Here is a 20,047-nt window from a genome sequence, read left to right on the forward strand (position 1 = left end):
CAGGAGTCAGAATGAAAACGCTGCTGATGATAGACAGTTCGCTCGGGCAGGCTCGTAGCCACCTGGCGAAACGCATGCTTGAGGCCGCTGCGGCCAAAACCGGCCTGACGCTGGTTAACACGGCCAACGAGGCCGAACTGGTGGTAGTGGCTGGTGTTGCTGCACCTGCTGACGCTGAGCTGAACGGCAAACAGGTTTATATCGGAGATGTGGAACATGCGGTGCGTGAGCCTGAAGCCTTCCTGGCCACGGCACAGGCGCAAGCCAAACCGTATCAGGCTCCGGCCCAGACGGTAGCACTGGCAAAATCCGCCGGTCCGAAACGCATTGTTGCCGTTACCGCTTGCCCGACCGGCGTTGCGCATACCTTTATGGCGGCCGAAGCCATCGAGAGCGAAGCCAAGAAACGTGGCTGGTGGGTGAAAGTTGAAACCCGCGGATCCGTCGGTGCCGGGAATGCGATCACCCCAGAAGAAGTGGCGGCGGCCGATCTGGTGATTGTCGCGGCAGATATCGAAGTGGATCTGGACAAGTTTGCCGGCAAGCCGATGTATCGCACCTCGACCGGTTTGGCGTTGAAGAAAACCGTACAGGAACTGGATAAGGCACAGGTAGAAGCCGAGATTTTCCAGCCGCAAAAAAGTGGCAGCACCGCGAGCTCAGGCAAGAAGAAAGAGAGCGCAGGGCCTTATCGCCACCTGCTGACGGGCGTGTCTTACATGCTGCCGATGGTGGTGGCGGGCGGTCTGTGTATCGCGCTGTCGTTCGTGTTTGGTATCAAGGCGTTTGAAGTCAAAGGTACGCTGGCTGCGGCGCTGATGCAGATCGGTGGTGGTTCGGCCTTTGCGCTGATGGTGCCGGTTCTGGCGGGCTACATTGCGTTCTCCATTGCGGATCGTCCTGGCCTGACGCCGGGCCTGATCGGCGGTATGTTGGCGGTTAGCACCGGTGCGGGTTTCCTTGGCGGTATCATTGCCGGTTTCCTGGCGGGGTACGTGGCCAAGGCCATCAGCGGTAAGCTGCGTTTGCCACCGAGTATGGAAGCGCTCAAGCCGATCCTGATTATTCCGCTGGTTGCCAGCCTGATCACCGGTTTGATCATGATTTACGTAGTGGGCACACCCGTTGCCAAAATCATGGTTGGCCTGACCAACTGGTTGCAATCGCTGGGCACCGCCAACGCGGTACTGCTGGGCGCAATCCTCGGTGCGATGATGTGTACCGATATGGGTGGCCCGGTTAACAAGGCGGCCTATGCCTTTGGCGTAGCGCTGTTGAGTTCTTCGGTCTACGCACCTATGGCGGCGATTATGGCGGCAGGTATGGTACCACCGCTGGCGATGGGGCTGGCGACCATTCTGGCTCGTCGCAAGTTCGAGAAGTCCGAGCAGGAAGGGGGCAAGGCCGCGTTGGTGTTGGGGCTGTGCTTTATCACGGAAGGGGCAATTCCGTTTGCTGCCCGTGACCCGATGCGCGTTCTGCCGTGCTGTATCGCAGGTGGAGCCCTGACTGGTGCGCTGTCGATGGCCTTCGGTGCAAAACTGATGGCACCACACGGTGGTCTGTTCGTGCTGTTGATCCCTGGTGCTATCTCGCCGGTGCTGCTGTATCTGCTGGCGATTGTGGCAGGTACCCTGCTGGCGGGCGTGGCCTATGCGGTCCTTAAACGCTCTGAAGCGCCGGTAGCCACGGTGGCGTAACGGTTACTTGATAATAAGCTGTGCTCCTTAGGAGCACAGCCTAGTCAGTTCTACCTACCTGAGGATTTGCCGCAACAAGAGTTTCCCTTTTCCCACCGTTTCTCTCCTGCATAATTAGTATTTGTCTCGTAAAAATCGGCAATACCATCGCCTTCACTGTTCATTAAGTGATCATTTCCGAATTTTTATGAAAATGAAAATCATTTACATTTGGGTCTGATTGATCGAATAACGATCACATTAGTAACTAAGCGTAAATGGATATATTAAAATGTTTGCATGGAAGCGATGGGTCTCATCTTTGGTATTTATTGCATCCACCTGCGGTGGGATGACTCATTACAGTCAGGCAGCAGAATTTAGCCCGGCTGACCGCGATAGCATCATTCAACGGCAAAGGGGGATGTTGGAGCAGGCACAGCAACAGCGTGAAGCATTAGAAAACCAAGTTTCGTTGCCTACACTTCCTTCTCCGACGCCAGATCTGTCTGGGGAGGCCTGCCAAAAAGTTCACCAGATCATTTTACAGGGAGTTGGCAGCCTTTCATGGTCAGTGCAGGAACAACTTGTCTTCCCCTTTCGAGGGCGCTGCCTGACGTTGGCCAATATCAACCAATTGGTACGTGAAACGACCAATGCTTACCTGCAACGTGGTTTTGTGACCTCTCAGGCCTACCTGAAAGCCCAGGATATTTCTAGCGGTGTGCTGATCATCAGCGTTAGCGAAGGGCGGATTGGTTCCATAACCCTTGATGGGAAAGAGACGCTGGCGCTGAAAATGGCGTTTGCGGGCCTGATCGGCAGAGTATTAAACCTGCGGGATATTGAGCAAGGCATGGAACAGCTCAATCGCTTGCCTTCGCAGCAGGTGAATATTGATATCCAACCCGATTTACGTCCCGGATATTCAAACGTTTTATTGCTGCGAGTTTCCAAGCGCTTGCCGCTGACTCTCTCTTTAGGGGCCGATAACAGCGGCCAAAAAAGCACGGGTACCGGCCAGATGAATGTGGGGGTGACACTGGATAATCCCTTACGCCTTGCCGACCAGTGGGCATTTTCCGTCGCGCGCAATAGCCATTTCAACCATAACCACCGTAGTCGCAGCTTCAGTGGCAGCATGAGTCTGCCTTACGGCTACTGGCAAGTTGGTTATCACTATGCCTGGAGTGATTTTTTTCAGGCAATACCGTTCAACCAAGCGACTTACCGCTATCAGGGAGATAGCCAGACTCATCGATTGAGCGCCAACCGAACGCTGTTTCGTGATGGTACGCGTAAGTTCGGCATAGATATAGAGCTGACCCGGCGGCGTACGGAAAATCGGTTGGCGGGGGAACGATTGGCAGTAAGTAGTCCAACAATCAGTTCACTGAGCTTTGGCGGCAATTACAGTGCGGTTTTAGGGCAGGGCTATCTGACGTTCAATCCCACTATCAGTCACGGTTTGTCTATGTTGGGAGCGACGGCGGACGATCCGCAACACCGTGACCTGCCGCGCAGCAAATTCCGTAAATTCAGTCTCAGCACTAGCTATTTTCATCCTCTGGTTTCTTCCTTGTCTTACCTAACTTCAGCCTATGGTCAAACCACCCCGGACAACCTGTATTCCAGTGAACGTATTTCCGTTGGCGGGCAATATTCGGTGCGTGGCTTCAGAGAGCAATACCTGACCGGTAACCGCGGAGCCTATTGGCGTAATGAGCTTAGTTGGCAGCCGGGGTTGGGAGATCTCACCCTTATCGGTGCAATGGATTCAGGTTGGGTTCAAGGCCGGGCAGGGAGAATCGACGGGGGAAATGTCACCGGTGCGGCGGTGGGGGCGGTAATAAACAGCCGCTGGTTCGGCCAGTCGTTCACTTTTGGCAAACCGTTAAGATACCCGGAAAGCTTGCAACCGGATCGTTGGGTGGCCTATTGGCAAGCCACCGTTACGTTATAGCGCCAACACAACCGAGGCCGGGAAAGGGCCTGAAACCAATATCTTTTCGAGGGACAGAATATGGATAAACTCAATCACCCGCTGGCTCGGGGAGCCAGTTACCTACTGATTTATCTGACCGCCCTACAGCCATTGCATCCGGCATTTGGTGCTGGGATCAATACCACAAATAATCAGACTCAAGTGCGGCAGGGTAATGTGCCGGTCGTAGATATTGCCACACCCAATGAGGCGGGCATTTCGCACAATAGCTACAAAGACTTCAACGTCGGTGCGCCTGGCGTTGTGCTGAATAACGCCACTCAGGCTGGCAAGTCGCAGTTGGCGGGAGAGTTAAGCGCCAACGGCAATTTAAACGGCAATGCCGCCCACCTGATCGTAAACGAAGTCACCGGTGGTAGCCGTTCAGAGCTACAGGGCAAGCTGGAAGTTTTCGGCAATAAAGCTAACGTGATAATTGCCAACCCTAATGGCATCAGTTGTGATGGCTGTGGGTTTATTAACACCCCTGGCGTCACCTTGACTACAGGTAAACCACAGTTTGACCAGCGGGGAGCATTAGAGGCGTTAGAGGTAAAAAAAGGCGCTATAACTATCGGCGGCAATGGGCTGGATGGTAATTCGGCCGACTATGTCGACATCATCAGCCGTGCCACCGAGTTGAACGGTAAAATCAACGCCCAAAATCTGTCGTTAATCCAAGGCGCTAACCAAATCAGCATCAAGGATGGCACCATCAAACCGATCAACGGCGAAGGGCCCAAGCCTCAGTTAGCAGTCGATACCAAAGCATTGGGTGGCATGTATGCTAACAGGATCCGTTTGGTTGCTAACGAGACTGGTATTGGGGTCAATCTTAACAATATCAACAGCTCGCAGCGTGATATTACACTTAACGCCAATGGAAAGATTGTGTTGGGTAGCGTGCACGCGCAAACGGATCTGAACGTCAGCGCTAGTGAGGTCGCTATTCCTGCTAATGCAAGTGTGCGTGCTGAACGCGATATGACGCTGGCGGCGACCGCATTAAGTAATAGCGGCAGTGTGACAGCGCATCGTGATATGCGGATCTTTGCCGACTCAGTAAGCAACGTCGGTGACAAGGCTGCACTGCACAGTAACAAAAATCTGTGGATACAGAAAGACGCGCAGGGCAACAAGGCTAAACTGGTGGATAACCGCTCTGCACGTATTCAGACCAATAGTGGCGATCTGGTTATTCGGGCGGACAGACTCAATAACGTGCGTAATTCGGTGAGCGCGGAGTGGCGGAATATTCCTGGCAATTCCAAGGCGTTTAATAAATCTTTCGTGGGTAGTTACTACGACACACGCAACGGTGTAGATGCTATTGTACGGCTGGAACCAGAATTGAAAGACTTTGGTTTTGGCAGTTGGTTCGGGGAAATCAATCTTTCAAAAAGCGATAAGGTCAATGTCAAACGGGATGAATATGTGATAACCCAATCACAAGCTCCCGCAACGATCAGTTCTGGCAGTAATGCTTATATTAATGCCACTACATTATGGAATGACCAATCCACGATTAAAGCCGCTAAAGATCTTATACTGACCGGGAACACCTTCTCAGTTAAAGGGGAACAGTTGGGGCAAAAGGATCTTTATTGGCGATTGGCGTCTACCACTTTTGGCGTCGGCGGTTTTGCCAGCGATGAAGATGCGCCACCTGGAAACTGGGATTTATTATATGTTAATGAAAAGGCGCCATATAACAAACAACAGGGGATTCTGACGTGGAAAATAACGGGGTATCAGAACTCATCAATTACCGCGGGTAATAATTTGACGGCGGATTTTAAAGATAAAATACATTTTTATACATCGTCACCGCTGGAGGGGAGTGTCAATGAAGTTATCGGATTAGGGCGAACAGATACGTTAGCTGCGAAAAATATTCTGTTGCACGCCAATCAAATTATCAGCACAGATAAAATTAGTGCACATGACGATTTAACTGTTATTGCTGATGATCTATTTTATACCGACGGCGCAGAACTGACAGCGGGTAATAGTCTATCCGTTTTGGCGGTTAATGAATTGGATACCCGCCAAGGCTACCTGAAAGGGAAAAACATTACCCTGACCAGCCGAAACGGCAACGTCAAGGTTCACACATCGCCGACTCAACGTTATTTCGGCAGCGATGGTTCTCGCTGGCTAAGCCAGTTAAATGCCTCGGGCGATTTGACGTTGAACGCGGGCAAAAGCATCTATTTACGCAACATCTATATGGCCCCACAAAGCAACAATATTGCCATGACGGCCAGCGCTGGCATCTCGATCGAAAGAAATGATGAGGCGTTGGATAACGAGAGAGTAGGACAACATCTTTCTGCTGAGAACCGGCAGGTGCAGTTTAACCAGATGTTGAATGCCGGACAAATGAACTCTACCGGCTCGGTGTTGCTCAACAGTGGCGGCTATCTGGCATTACGCGGCACCCATATTAAAGCCGGAAAGGATATCACCTTACTGGTTGGTCATAACGCCGATCTTAATTACCGTGTATTGGGGAAACAATTTAATGCTTTATTCCCCGCTTCGCGTACGCCTGAGCTGGGTAGCCAGATACAGGCTGGTGGTAATTTATTGATCAATACAGCACGCGATCTCGGTACCCAGGGGGCAACGTTAGCCGCCAATGGTAATATCACTCTGCTTGCGGGGCAAAACCTATGGTTGTCTGCACTGGGGTACTCCGTCGTTGATGCGGCTAATGATAACAACAAGAACGATCGCCAACTGATCACCACTCTTCATGCAGGAAAAAACCTGACGGCGGCGGCAAATAATCAACTGTTGGCTTACGGTGCTAAGTTGACCTCGGGTGGCAATATGACGCTGACCTCTGGCGGCGATATTCGCTTCGAGGCGGTGGAGAACAAGACTCACCGTGTACATTCCGGTGGCTACACGGAACAATTGATTCAGCAGGGTAGTGAACTGATTGCTGGTGGCCTGCTTACGATAATTTCCCGTGGCAGCATTTTGTTCCAGGCGACCCGGTTACAGTCTAAAGGGCAAACTGGCCCGGTAGCGCCTGCGGCGAATCTATCCGGTGTGGATGCCGCATTGGCAGCGGCCGAGCGACAGTTTCAGGCATCCCGTCAGAGATTTGACGAGGCGCAACAGAATAAAGCGCAGGCAGAGGGGCAGCTTGGTGCTCGTAAACGTGAACTAGGCGCTGCGCAGCAACATCCGGATACGTTGTCACTATTTGATGTCGGCGCGCATCCCATAACCTCGTCAACAGCCCGTTTCGTTGCGGTGCCAAGTTACAGTGGTGGAGGCGTTCATTTTGATGCATCGGCTCGCATTGACAATAAAGATCATCTAGATCGGCTGTTGCGGGAAGGCGGAAGGGCCTTTGTCAATAATGTCTTGCAATGGGGAGAGGCTTGGGATCCCACCCCTGACGGTGTCAAAGTTGCCAATGCGATAAAAGAAGCCACTGTGGCGGAATATGACAAGATACGCCAGCGCCTAATTGACCGGCAGAATGCGGTAAATAGTGCCAAAAATGCGGTTAACACGGCACAAAACACGTTCAACCAGGCTCAGCAACGTTTGGAACAGCCTGCAAGAGAAAAGAGTGTTGCTGAAAACCGCCTGAACGCTGCGCGGACTGAAAAACAACGTCAATATGATGCGGAAAAACAACGCAAGGCACAGGAGGATGCACGTAATCGGGAGTTGGCTGTTCGTACTGGCACTCTAGATATAGCGGCGCAAGGAGGTTATCTGTATGCGCAAGCCATGGAAGAGTCGAATCACTACGAAGACAAAAAGAAAAAATGTAATAAATGGAACCTATGTATCACCAAGAAAGAGGTGACGCAAACACGTCATGACGTCACCAATAAGGTCACCGAGTTTATCGCTGGCGGCAATATCAATCTGCTGAGCCGAGACGATAGTACTTATGAAGCGAGCAAAATAGCCGCTGGAAATAACGCCCGCTTGACAAGTACTCGGGGCGCAATCAATTTCCGGGCGGTCAAAGATACCACTTTTGAACAAACTGTTTCCCTATCCAAGGGGTTCTTTGTCAAACAGGCTGATAAAGGTTACTCCGAAGGCAAATGGGTACTGCCGCAAATTCATACCGGTGGAAAATTGGTGGTTGATGCAGCCAATAGTATCAGTGCCGATGTGAAGGCGAAGAACGGGCAGGCACTGCAAAGCGCTATTGATGCGTTGGGGAATACGCCGAGCATGGCCTGGATCAAAGATCTCAACAAGCGCAACGATGTGCAATGGAACGCAGTGAAGGACGCCTATGACAGTTGGGACTATCAGAGCCAGAAACTGAATCCGGCCGTGGCGGCGGTCATTGCCATTGCTGCGGCGACAGTGACAGCAGGCAGCTCATTAGTTGCAACCGCTGCCAGCAGCACGGCTACAGCAGTAGGCGGTGGGGCCGTAACTAGTGGTGTTGTGACCGCCGGAATGTCTTCGCTAGCGTCACAGGCTGCCGTTGCGCTGGTTGAAAACCAGGGGAACCTGTCAAAAACGTTGAAAGTGCTGGGTAACAGCGACATGGTGAAGGCCACTGCAACCGCTATGGCAATGGGTGGTGCACTGAACGGTTTTGATAGCGTAACAGGATGGAATAAGGATGCAGCAGGCAAGCCACTCAATCCCAAAGATGTGAAGCTTCCCCATCTCAGCAATGGTGATTGGAGTAAGGTGGCGCAGCGCGTGGCGGGCCAGTCGATTATCAGCTCGAGCCTGAATACCGCAATTAACGGTGGGAGTTTTAGGGATAACTTAACCAATGCTTTGCTGAGCAATATCGGTGGTCAACTTAATGCTGAAGGGGCCAATCTGATTGGCGAAAACGGGCAGGTATTGGGTGTTCCTGGCAAGGTACTAAGCCATGCTGTGGTGGCCGGAGTTGCGGCAGAGATTGGGCGTGGTGACGGTAAAGGCGCTGCCGCAGGGGCAATGGCGGCTGAGTTGGCTGGGGTTATCATGCAAAGTTCATTGTTTGAGCCAGCCAATCTCAATGAAAAAGAGCGTCAGTTAAGGCGGTTGCATGAAGCGCTAAACGGAAATGAAACAAAAGAGCAAACGGCCCGTGTTATTGGTGCGTTGACGGGGGCTCTCATCACTCATACACCTGAAGGTGCTTATAGCGCAGCTGACAGTGCCCAAACGGTATATCGCTATAACATGACCGATCATATGCTCATGCAGTATGCCTGGGATAATCAGATGGATATTTTGGCTGCTGATAAAGGAGATGTTGCTGCGGCAAAACGTGTGGTGGCACGTCGAGAAGCTGCCGTGATGGCCGCTGCTGTTGGCGGCGGTGGCTTGGTGATTGCTACAGGGGGCATCACTCTGGTTGGCGCGGCTCCTGAGCTTGTATTGGCTGCGCGTCTGGCTATTGCCGGTTGTAAAACCAACCCTGCACTGTGTTTGAATCAGGCCGGAATTTATGCAGCAGATCTCGTTGCTCCAGAGGCTATTATTGGGGCTGGTGCAGTAACTACTGGCAGCACACTGATACTTGGAAAATCCGAGGGTAGCGCAAAGAAACTAGCACAACAGCTAGTTAAGACCTCCGATGAACTGTATAAAACCAAGAGTCTCAATACTCAGCCTGTTGCAGACTTCATCAAGAGTGAGGCGACGGCGGGTGCTAATCTGTCGACTAAGACTGCTGATTATCTGCGCGAAATTCAGAAAACTAATATTGACCAGTTGGTTAAGCTGTTCGATAAGAAACAGCCAAATAATAGACTAAGTGTGTTCGGTAAACAGTTTAAACAGGTTCTCGGTGAGGGAGGGAGTGATAGAAAAGGAAAGACTAAAGTTTTTTCTTCTCAATCGCTTACTGAAAGGGAGATTTTTGATTTTGCTCAATCTTTGATTGGTGGGGGTTCTTTAAAAGAGGTGATGACTCCCAGAGGCAAGGTATACTTCGCAAAATCAGGTAACATGACGATTAACCTTAGAAATTACTCCAACTCATCAGAGGAAACACAAGCTCGATGGACGATTGATATCATTGGCAATGAACGAATCAAAGATGCTGCGGGAATCGCCTCAAATAAATATGAATTGAAATTCCGATAGGTAAATATATGTTGACAGAAAATCAGTATGAGGAACGAAAAGACACTTTAGAAGGTTTATCAATTGGAAACCTTTGGAAAAACATTCATCCTGAAGGTGTTTCAGGAGAGATAACCTTAAACTTTGATGAAGAAAAAGCTATTTTCCTATGGTTCCTTCGGCGATTAATGGAGGATGGGAAAATAAGGTTAGCTAGTCGTGGGGTCTTTTTACCCGGAACTGTAGAGGAACAGATGAATCACTTTGAGAAAACGTTCCCCAAAAACCAGGAGCAAATGGATGACGGGGCGTTCGATGGGTTTTGGTTTCTCACAGAGAAATGCCCTGGAGGGATCGTTTGGATCCACGAAAACGGCTATCTGGACTGGACATAATCTGTTTTTTCTCTAAACACCTGCCTCATACCCCCTAGCACAAAAGTGCTGGGGGGTATGTCGAACAAGCGCAAGTTGATGGTTATTGCTGCGCCTTCAGCCAGGCAATCTCCTCGGCCCAGATATCCGGGTTCACCGTCTCCAGGATCAGCGGGATGTTATCAAAGCGCTCGTCGCGCATGATATAGCTGAACACGGTCTTACCAATATTACCTTCACCCAGGCTGTGGTGGCGGTCAACGCGGCTGCCAAACTCGCTCTTGGCATCGTTAAGATGCATACCGCGCAGGTAGTTGAAGCCCACCACGTCGCCCAGCTCTTTAAACGTCTTCTGGCAATCCTCTTCAGTACGCAGATCGTAACCGGCGGCGAAGGCATGACAGGTATCAATACAGACACCGACGCGGCTCTTGTCTTCTACACCGTCGATGATCGCCGCCAGATGTTCAAATTTGAACCCCAGATTGCTGCCTTGCCCGGCGGTATTCTCGATCACGGCGGTGACGCCCTGGGTTTTATCCAGCACGATGTTGATCGACTCGGCGATCCTTGCCAGACATTTATCCTCATCAATCTGCATCAGGTGGCTGCCCGGGTGGAAGTTCAGCAGCGTCAGCCCCAGTTGCTCACAGCGTTGCATCTCATCAAGAAACGCCTCGCGGGACTTCTCCAGCGCCTCCGTTACCGGATGGCCAAGGTTAATCAGATAGCTGTCGTGCGGCAGGATTTGCCCTGGGCCGTAGCCGTACTGTGCGCAGGCACTTTTAAACTTGTCTATCACGTCGGCAGGCAGCGGGGCAGCCTTCCATTGACGCTGATTTTTAGTGAACAGGGCGAATGCGGTCGCCTCTAATTCGTGTGCGCGGATCACGGCCTGATCTACGCCGCCAGAAGCGCTTACGTGTGCACCGACAAACTTCATTCTCATTCTCCTGTGTTATCGGCCCCATTATGGCATTGATAAGCGAAGGATTGAATGGCGGGGATAAAACAAGCAGGCCCGAAAGCTCGGGCCTGAAGAGGGGGGATTACAACAGGTGCTGCACCAACAGGTTGATGGCACCGCCGCCAACGATCAGCCAGACGAACAGCAGCGTCGCCAGCAGAATGGGTTTCACACCCGCCTGACGTACCGCGCTAATGTGGGTGGTCAGCCCTAAAGCGGCCATTGCCATGGCCAGCATCCAGGTATCGATGGTGATCAGATGCTGTACCAGCGTGGCCGGGATCAGGTTGAACGAGTTCAGCCCGGCAACGGCGATAAACAGCACGGCAAACCACGGAATGGTGATGGCCGATTTTTCACTTTTGCTGCCGTTACCGGCCCGGCGGCTGATATAGCCAGACAGCAACAGCAGGAACGGGGCTAACATCATGACGCGGATCATCTTGGCGATCACCGCCGCGTTTTCCGCATCCGGGCCGATGGCATGGCCAGCAGCAACCACCTGAGCCACTTCATGGATTGTCGAACCCGCGTAGATGCCGAAGGTTTCCTGCGTCAACGGCAGCCACTGGAAGTGCTCATTCAGCTGATACAGCCACGGATAGGTAAAGATCGCCAGCGTACCAAACACCACGACGGTAGAGACAGCGACGGCAACCTTGCTGGAGTCTGCCTTCAGCACCGGCTCGGTGGCCATCACGGCTGCGGCACCGCAGATGCTGCTACCGGCACCGATCAGCATGGTGGTTTGGCTGTCGAGGCCGAACACTTTTTTACCCAACCAGCAGGCCAGCAAGAAAGTGCTGCTCAGGGTCAGGGCATCGATAATGATCCCGCTGGCCCCCACGTCGGCAATTTGCTGGAAGGTTAAACGAAAGCCATAAAGAATGATCCCCAGGCGTAGCAGCCGCTGTTTGGCCAGCTGTACGCCGGTATGGCAGCTAGGCTGCAACCAGGGATAAAGAGTGTTGCCGACCAGGATGCCGCACAGGATCGCCAGCGTCAGGGCGCCTAATCCCAACCCGGCAACCCAGGGAACATCGCCCGCCCAGACCGAAAACGCGGTCAGCGCGCCGGTCAGCAGTAAGCCTGGTATCAACCGTGGTAGTCCAAACAGCGGAAAACGCTGTTCGGGATAGGTATGAGTGCTGTGACTCGCCATGATTATTCTGTCCTCTGCTAAATTCCTGAGTGCAATGATAAAAGCAGGTGACCTAAAAGAGAAATTGATTATATATTTATAACTTATCGGAATAAGTGGTTGATCGGCTGGACGGTCGGCTACTCCGCCAAGCCTAATCCTGTAAACGTGATAACCTTATAAGGCAGGGCAGTAAGCATTACCAATGCCGTGTAACTGATTTTTTGGTGTTTTCATTTAAATGGTTTTGTCTTTTACCCTATGGATTTCAAGTTGCAGCTAGGCGACAAGCTTGTTCATCCCCAGGAGCTTACTTTTGTAAGTGACTGGGGTGGACAAGCGCAGGTAACAACGCTGCAGCTTGAAAGACGACGGGTATAACCATTCTCTTTATGTCGAGGCTGTTATGCATATCACTTTGCGCCAACTGGAAGTTTTTACCGAGGTGCTGAAAAGCGGATCCACCACTCAGGCCTCAGTGGTACTGGCTTTATCACAATCGGCGGTCAGCGCGGCGCTGGCCGATCTGGAAGGGCAACTGAAGGTGTTGTTGTTCGATCGCGTGGGTAAACGCCTGGTGATCAACGAACATGGCCGCTTGCTATACCCCAAAGCGCTGGCTCTGTTGGAGCAGGCTGGGGAAATAGAACAACTGTTCCTGCATGACAGCGGCGCGTTACGCATCGCCGCCAGCAGCACCATCGGCAACTATATGCTGCCAGAGATGATCGCCCACTATCGCAAAGATTTTCCTGCAACTGCGTTGGAACTGAACGTGGGCAATAGCCAGGAGGTGATTGTTGCGGTAGCCGATTTTCGTGTCGATTTGGGGTTGATAGAAGGGCCGTGCCACATGCCTGAGTTGGTCACCCAGCCGTGGCTTGAAGATGAGCTGGTGGTGTTTGCCGCGCCGGATAACCCATTGCTACAGCAACCGGTGACCTTGGCAACGCTGGCCAGCGCCCCTTGGATCCTGCGGGAGCGGGGGTCTGGCACGCGGGAGGTGCTGGATCATCTGCTGCTGGCGCACCTGCCAAACTTCCAGTTGGTGATGGAGTTGGGCAACTCGGAAGCGATCAAGCACGCGGTGCGCCACGGTATCGGCATCAGTTGTCTGTCACGTCGCGTAGTGGAAGAACAGCTGGCTAGCGGTGTATTGGTGGAACTGAGTATCCCTCTGCCGCCATTGATGCGCACGCTGTATCTGATCCATCACCGGCAAAAACACATTTCCAATGCGTTACAGCGTTTCTTGAGCTATTGCGTTGGGCAAAAACCGATCAAGACCGCATAACGTCATCATTAGGGCCGCTGCTAATAATTGGCCGTGGATTATGAAGCTATCTTATATCAGGGCAATGTTACTAGTTCGCTGGCGGGTATTTGTTACAATCCGGCCCTCATTTTTGACGAGCAGATAGGGTAAGAATGGCTCAGCAGGATATAAAAACAGCGGGGCAGAAAGCACCCGGATTACGCCGCGAGCTGAAAGCGCGGCATTTAACCATGATTGCCATTGGCGGTTCCATCGGTACCGGCCTGTTTGTTGCCTCTGGCGCAACGGTTTCCCAGGCAGGCCCAGGCGGCGCGTTACTCTCCTATGCATTGATTGGTCTGATGGTGTATTTCCTGATGACCAGCCTGGGTGAGCTGGCGGCGTTTATGCCGGTTTCAGGATCGTTTTCCACCTATGGCGCCAAGTATGTTGAAGAAGGCTTCGGCTTTGCGCTGGGCTGGAACTACTGGTACAACTGGGCGGTGACCATTGCGGTCGACCTGGTAGCGTCACAGTTGGTGATGAACTACTGGTTCCCAGACACGCCGGGCTGGATCTGGAGCGCCCTGTTCCTTGGCCTGATGTTCTTGCTTAACTACATCTCGGTCAAAGGCTTCGGTGAAGCGGAATACTGGTTCTCGCTGATCAAGGTGAGCACGGTAATTATCTTTATCGTCCTTGGCGTACTGATGATCTTCGGTATCTTGAAGGGCGGTGAAAATGCCGGTTGGCATAACTGGACGATCGGCGATGCGCCGTTTGCCGGTGGCTTCTCGGCCATGATTGGTGTGGCAATGATCGTCGGCTTCTCGTTCCAGGGCACCGAGCTGATCGGTATCGCGGCGGGCGAGTCGGAAGATCCGGGCAAGAACATTCCACGCGCGGTGCGTCAGGTGTTCTGGCGTATTCTGCTGTTCTATATCTTCGCGATCCTGATCATCAGCCTGATCATTCCTTATACCGATCCAAGCCTGTTACGCAATGACGTGAAAGACATCAGCGTCAGCCCGTTCACGCTGGTATTCGAACATGCTGGCCTGCTCTCTGCGGCGGCGGTGATGAACGCGGTGATCCTGACGGCGGTACTCTCTGCGGGTAACTCCGGGATGTATGCCTCAACCCGTATGCTGTTCACGCTGGCTTCGGAAGGTAAGGCACCACGCATTTTCGCCAAGCTGTCAAAAGGCGGTGTGCCGCGTAATGCGCTGTATGCCACCACTGTCGTAGCGGCGCTGTGCTTCCTTAGCTCGATGTTTGGTAATCAGTCCGTTTATCTGTGGCTGCTTAATACCTCGGGCATGACCGGCTTTATCGCCTGGTTGGGGATCGCCATCAGCCACTACCGTTTCCGTCGCGGCTATGTGATGCAAGGGCACAGCCTGAGCGATCTGCCGTATCAATCCGGTTTCTTCCCGTTGGGGCCAATGTTTGCCTTCGTGCTGTGCTTGATCATCACGCTGGGGCAGAACTATCAGGCCTTCCTGGCGGACCGTATCGACTGGTACGGCGTGACGGCAACCTACATCGGTATTCCACTGTTCCTGATTATCTGGTTCGGTTATAAGCTGACGCGCGGCACCAAAGTGGTGAAGTACAGCGAAATGGAATTCCCGAAGTGGAACCCTGATAAGTAAGCGATTAGCTCTAGACGCGGCGGGTTACCGCCGCGTTCTCTCCCCCGCAAAAATCCCCCCCCCCAGCTAAACGCCAAAAAAAGGGCCGCACGATGGCAGCCCCTTGATACAAACTATGTTTGGCAATCAGAAGTTGTAAGTCATGCCCACGGTATAACGACGGCCATCCAGCGTGGTGTTGTAGTGCTCGTAATCCACGGTTTTATCCAGAATGTTGTAAACCCCGCCGCTAAGCTGCAGGTTTTTCAGCGCCTGGTAACTCACCCCGGCATCAACAAAAGTATAGGATGGCGTGCTGACCGCCATTGAGGTGCGGCTCAGGTATTCCGAGGTTTCGCTGCGGAAGTTAACGCGTGACCACAGGCCGAGATCCTCGGTGGCTTGCCAATCCAGCACGCCATTGATCATGTGCTTCGGCATCTGGTTCAGCGCCTTGCCCTGGAACTCACCGCTCTTCTGTTCAGATTCGGTAAAGGTGTAGTTGGTGCTCAGCTTCCAGTCTTCGGTGATCTGCCAACCGGTGGTCACTTCGATACCGCGCATATTGGCTTTATCCACGTTGACGCGGTCGCTGACGAAATCATAAGTGGTGTTACCGATGGTACAGGCCGGATCCTCTGAACTGTTACAGCGGCGAACTTCGGTGATCTTGTCTTTGAAATCGGTATTGTACAGGGTGATGCCTGCGTTCAGCCCCTCCTGGTTATCCCACAGGATGCCGACTTCTTCACTGATGCTTTTCTCCGGCTTCAGATTCGGGTTACCCACGATGATGCCGTTGCTCACGCCACCGCCGGTGATCTGGCCCCAGTTGGCAGAGGACTGGCGCAGGTCTGGCGAGCGATAACCCGCAGAAACCCCGCCTTTCACGGTCCACATCTCCGTCAGGTGCCACACGCCGTACATGCGCGGTGTCCAGTGGCTGCCGTAGTTCTGGTCGCGATCCATACGGATCCCGGTGGTCAGGCTGAAATCGTTGGTCAGCGCCCATTCGTCTTCGGCGAACAGCGCCCAGCTCCAGCGTGTCAACTGGTCTAAGCCGTCAGCCGCCTCCAACTGGTTGCCACCGTCACTCAGCTTCTCATAGCGGTATTGCCCACCGAGGTTCAGCATGTGGGAACCAAGATCAAATTGGGTCTGGGTGTTGAAGATGGTGTTGTACATCTTCATGTCACGCCCAGGGTTATTGGTCTCTTCCCGCTGAATGTAGCTGGTGCTGTTACCAAAGTCGTAATAGCCGTTATGCGTGATCGAGTAGTTATTACGGGTATACAGGTTGTCGCTGGGGTTGTTCGGCGTACAAACGCCTTTTTTACATTTTTCTGCTGCTACGGACTTACCCGGCGTACTGTTACGATCTTGCAGGGAACGACCGATTTCGAAATCAAAATCGTTTTTCTCATCCGGCGTCAGGCTGAATACCGCCGTGCCGCTGCGCATACGCTGTTCGTTAAAGCCATTGGTGAAGTGGTCTTCCCCACGGTGGGAGAACAGACCATTCACCCGCAGGCCAAGCAGCCCATCGATCAGCGGGCCAGAGGCGTAGGCGTTAGTCTGGTAGATATCACCGGAATCCCGGTCTTCCTGAATGGTGGCATCGCCTTGCAGGGAGCCAACCCAGTCTTTAGTGGTGGAGGTTTTGCGCGTGATGATGTTGATCACCCCGCCCATGGCATCGGAGCCATAGAGTGAAGACATCGGCCCGCGAACCACTTCAATACGATCGATTGCCTGCAAGGGCGGCAACCAGCCTTGCTCAATACCGGCGTTATCGCTGTTAGGGCGGGTGCCGCGGGTATCGACACGTTTACCGTCGATCAGGATCAGCGTGTATTTAGAGGACATCCCGCGAATGCTGATGTCGCTGCTGCTGGCACCGCCGGTGACCACCACGCCCGGCACGTCTTTCAACGCATCGGTGACGTCACGGTAGGCGCGGGTTTCCAGCTGTTGGCGAGGGATCACCGATATGGTGGCCGGCGAGTCTTGAATCCTTTGCTGGAAACCGGAGGCGGTGACCACCATGGTATCCTCTGTTTGTGCCAGAGCGCTGCCGCTGGCGAGTGATGCGAGGATTAACGCGGTTAAAGTGTTATAGCTTGGCTTTTCCATTGGTTAAATATTCCAGTCCCGAGGTCAACAGGTTTTCCTGTTAGTTGTTTGATTTAAAAGAATATGTTTTCACGCTGCCGCGAGAATTTCCGTTGCGTGAGGAAAACGTCAGGCCATTGTAAGGAAATCGTCATGAATGTAAATACAAATGATAACAACTATCATTTGTATGTTTGTTCGGTAATAGATTCAAGCCAGAGGAAAAGGGGGAATAGCCCGGCGCAGCGCGGTGGTGCGCCGGGTGGGTCAGCGTTTCTGGATGTAAGTGATCGCCAGCGCCAATGCCAGCACCAGCCCTTTAATGATATCCATGGCGTAGTAGGGCACGGAGAGCATCACCAGGCCGTTTTGCAATACGCCCAGGATAATCGCGCCAACCAGGGTACCCAGCGCATTAGGTTTGCCGGAGCCCGCCAGGGAGAAACCGATATAGGCCGCCGCTACCGCATCCATCAGGTAACCGCCACCGGCGTTAACCTGTGAGGAACCGATACGTGACGCCAGCAAAATACCGCCAAGGCCCGCCAGCAGCGAAGAAAGCACGTATGCGGTAACCCTGTAATGTACCGTGCGGATACCGGAAAGCCGGGCGGCCTCCGGGTTACCGCCGATGGCATACATCCGGCGGCCATGCTTGGTCAGCGACAGGAAAAGCTGCATGATCACCGTCACCGCCAGCATAATCAGCACGATCACCGGCACCTGGCCCAGCGAGGAAAACACCTCTGGGATCACGCCTTCGGCCATATCCCCGTTCGGCAGCACCATATTCTGGGTGATGGAGCCGCCGTAGCTGTAGGTCATAGCCACGCCCTGGATAACGAACAGGCTGGCGAGTGTGGCGAGCATATCGGGGATTTTCAGCACCACGATCAAAAAGGCATTGAACAGGCCGACCAGCGTACACAGCAGCAGCGTCAGCACGATGGCACCGGTAGTGCCGAAGCCGTACCAGGCAAACAGTGAGATCACCAACGCATTAGCCAACGACGCCGTAGAACCGACGGAGAGATCGAAGCCGCCCACCGAGAGTGAGATCGACACGCCAATGGCAATCACCGTCACGATGGCGATCGAACGCAGAATGTTGATGATGTTGTTAGGGTCGAGGAAATTGTCGGAAGCCAGGCCAAACAGCGCGATCAAGGCGACAACGGTGAGCAACATCCCCCATTTATACAAAAACTCAAACAGCTGGTGGCGCCAGGGCAGAACGCTTTTCAGGGATAATGCTTTACTCACGCAGGAGTTCCTCCGGTGGAATACAGTAACAGGGTTTCTTCATCAATATCGGCGGCGTTGAGCTCCGCCACCACGCGGCCATCCCATAACACGCAGATGCGATCGCACAGGCCCACCAGCTCGGAAAACTCGCCGGAAGCATAGATAATGCCTTTGCCGTCACGAGCCAAACCGTCGATCAGCCGGAACAGATCCTGTTTGGCCTTGATATCTACGCCTTTAGTGGGTTCGTCAAAGATCAGCACCTCGGCGTTGCCACGTAACCATTTGCCGATCGCCACTTTTTGCTGATTACCGCCAGACAGGCGGGCCAGCTTTTGCTGTGGGCCAGAGGCCCGTACGCCAAGCCGTTGCATAATCTCTAAGGCCCAGCGCAGTTCCTGGCGACGGCTGAACAGGCTCCAGCGGGAGAAGCTGTCATCGGCGCTGACGCTCAGGTTCATCGGGATGGCTTCGTTGATAAAAATACCTTCCTTGCGGCGCTCTTCCGGCACCAGCGCCAGGCCTTGTTCTACCGAAAGATGCGGTGAATGCGGTGCCCAGGGTTTGCCGCGCAGCTCTCCCTGCGCCAATTTACTGGGGGTTGCGCCGAACAACGCTTTGCAAAGCTCGGTCTTTCCTGCGCCCGCCAGCCCGGCAATGCCTAGGATCTCCCCTTGATGCAGGGTTAAAGAGACGTCACGCAATTTATGGCGATCGTGCAACCCCTCTACCCGCAGCAACGGGCGCGAGCCGTGTGGTGGGCGGGGGGCCGGGAAGATGTCTTCCAGTGAGTGGCCCAGCATTTTTTCGACGATCTGTTCACCGCTCAGGCCCTGCATGCTGCCTTCACCGGCATGGCGACCGTCGCGCAGGACCGTCAAATGATCACAGACGGTTTTCAATTCGTGGATACGATGGGAAATAAACACGATGCCGATACCTTCGTCGCGCAGGCGGCGCACGATGTGGAACAGGCGTTCGCTCTCATTGCTGTCCAGCGGAGCAGTCGGCTCATCAAGCACCAGAAAACGGCAGCGGTGGGATAGCGCCCGAGCCAGCAGCACCTGCTGTTTCTCCGCCAACGTACAGGCTTCCAGGCGTTGGCGTGGGTTGATATTAAGCCCAAGCTGCTGCAACAGCTCGGCAGCGTGGCGATGCAACTGCCGCCAGTTCAGCAGATGGCCCGGCTGATTGAGCCAGTCCAGCATGATGTTTTCCGCAACGGACAGCGTGGGGATCAGCGCCACATCCACCTCCTGCTGCACCACCTGGATCCCGTGCTGGCGGGCCTGCAGCGGCGAATGTATATCGACCCTTTGGCCGTCGATAAAAATTTCACCCTGGTAATGGTTATGTGCGCCGGAGAGAATGCCCATCAGCGTGGATTTGCCCGCGCCGTTGGCCCCCACTAGCGCATGGGTTGAACCGCCTTGCAGCGTAAAATCGACGTTTTGCAGAGCGTTGAACCCGGCAAAGGCGATGGAGATATTGCGCATCTCCAGGCGTGAAGCGGTATTGGTCGGCATAGTTTGGCTGAAGACGTTGCGCCCCTCGTGTTTCAAATCGCGGCGTGGTGGCGGCAACGTGAAATTC

At 53.4% G+C, this 20,047-nt stretch carries 11 protein-coding genes; 6 read left to right on the top strand and 5 right to left on the bottom strand.

What is annotated here, in order from left to right:
• The first annotated feature begins 11 nt into the window (after positions 1-11).
• The 4 genes from fruA (at position 12) to ACX9GU_RS09230 (ending at position 10,121) form a co-directional block, all read left to right on the top strand.
• On the top strand, positions 12-1,700 hold the full coding sequence (gene fruA, locus ACX9GU_RS09215) for a PTS fructose transporter subunit IIBC (RefSeq protein ID WP_473194536.1): 1,689 nt from the start codon (positions 12-14) through the stop codon (positions 1,698-1,700).
• A gap of 331 nt (positions 1,701-2,031) precedes the next feature.
• Positions 2,032-3,642, top strand: a complete 1,611-nt coding sequence (locus ACX9GU_RS09220) for a ShlB/FhaC/HecB family hemolysin secretion/activation protein (RefSeq protein WP_473194537.1) — start codon at positions 2,032-2,034, stop codon at positions 3,640-3,642.
• A 60-nt stretch (positions 3,643-3,702) separates the two neighbouring features.
• Positions 3,703-9,747 carry a DUF637 domain-containing protein gene (locus ACX9GU_RS09225; protein WP_473194538.1) on the top strand — a complete coding sequence of 2,015 codons (6,045 nt, stop codon included), beginning with the start codon at positions 3,703-3,705 and terminating at the stop codon, positions 9,745-9,747.
• A gap of 8 nt (positions 9,748-9,755) precedes the next feature.
• The gene (locus ACX9GU_RS09230; RefSeq protein WP_223664367.1) at positions 9,756-10,121 is read left to right on the top strand and encodes a DUF596 domain-containing protein; all 366 of its coding nucleotides are present in this window, start codon (positions 9,756-9,758) and stop codon (positions 10,119-10,121) included.
• Positions 10,122-10,203: 82 nt separating this feature from the next.
• On the opposite strand, the gene nfo is transcribed toward ACX9GU_RS09230, so the two are convergent.
• Entirely contained in the window at positions 10,204-11,043 is an 840-nt protein-coding gene (gene nfo, locus ACX9GU_RS09235; protein WP_059201217.1) for a deoxyribonuclease IV, read from the bottom strand.
• 106 nt (positions 11,044-11,149) lie between these two features.
• Positions 11,150-12,229, bottom strand: coding sequence for a YeiH family protein (locus ACX9GU_RS09240; RefSeq protein ID WP_473194539.1), 1,080 nt, complete (start codon positions 12,227-12,229; stop codon positions 11,150-11,152).
• Between the two features lie 385 nt (positions 12,230-12,614).
• Between ACX9GU_RS09240 and yieE the strand changes: the two genes are divergently transcribed.
• Positions 12,615-13,502, top strand: a complete 888-nt coding sequence (gene yieE / locus ACX9GU_RS09245; RefSeq protein ID WP_473194540.1) for a DNA-binding transcriptional regulator YeiE — start codon at positions 12,615-12,617, stop codon at positions 13,500-13,502.
• A 134-nt stretch (positions 13,503-13,636) separates the two neighbouring features.
• Positions 13,637-15,118 carry an amino acid permease gene (locus ACX9GU_RS09250; protein ID WP_447889528.1) on the top strand — a complete coding sequence of 494 codons (1,482 nt, stop codon included), beginning with the start codon at positions 13,637-13,639 and terminating at the stop codon, positions 15,116-15,118.
• 126 nt (positions 15,119-15,244) lie between these two features.
• Here the strand turns inward: ACX9GU_RS09250 and ACX9GU_RS09255 are convergent, their stop codons facing one another.
• The 3 genes from ACX9GU_RS09255 to ACX9GU_RS09265 all read right to left on the bottom strand — a co-directional run bounded on the left by ACX9GU_RS09255 (position 15,245) and on the right by ACX9GU_RS09265 (position 19,980).
• Positions 15,245-17,230: a ligand-gated channel protein gene (locus tag ACX9GU_RS09255; protein ID WP_473194541.1), complete on the bottom strand. Its 1,986-nt coding sequence runs from the start codon at positions 17,228-17,230 to the stop codon at positions 15,245-15,247.
• Between the two features lie 246 nt (positions 17,231-17,476).
• On the bottom strand, positions 17,477-18,472 hold the full coding sequence (locus ACX9GU_RS09260) for an ABC transporter permease (RefSeq protein WP_473194542.1): 996 nt from the start codon (positions 18,470-18,472) through the stop codon (positions 17,477-17,479).
• Complete coding sequence (locus tag ACX9GU_RS09265; RefSeq protein WP_473195145.1) at positions 18,469-19,980, bottom strand: sugar ABC transporter ATP-binding protein; 1,512 nt, start codon at positions 19,978-19,980, stop codon at positions 18,469-18,471. Before ACX9GU_RS09265 ends, ACX9GU_RS09260 begins: the two co-directional genes overlap by 4 nt.
• Positions 19,981-20,047 lie beyond the last annotated feature (67 nt).

It is taken from the genome of Serratia sp. K1WW1 (assembly GCF_055790865.1).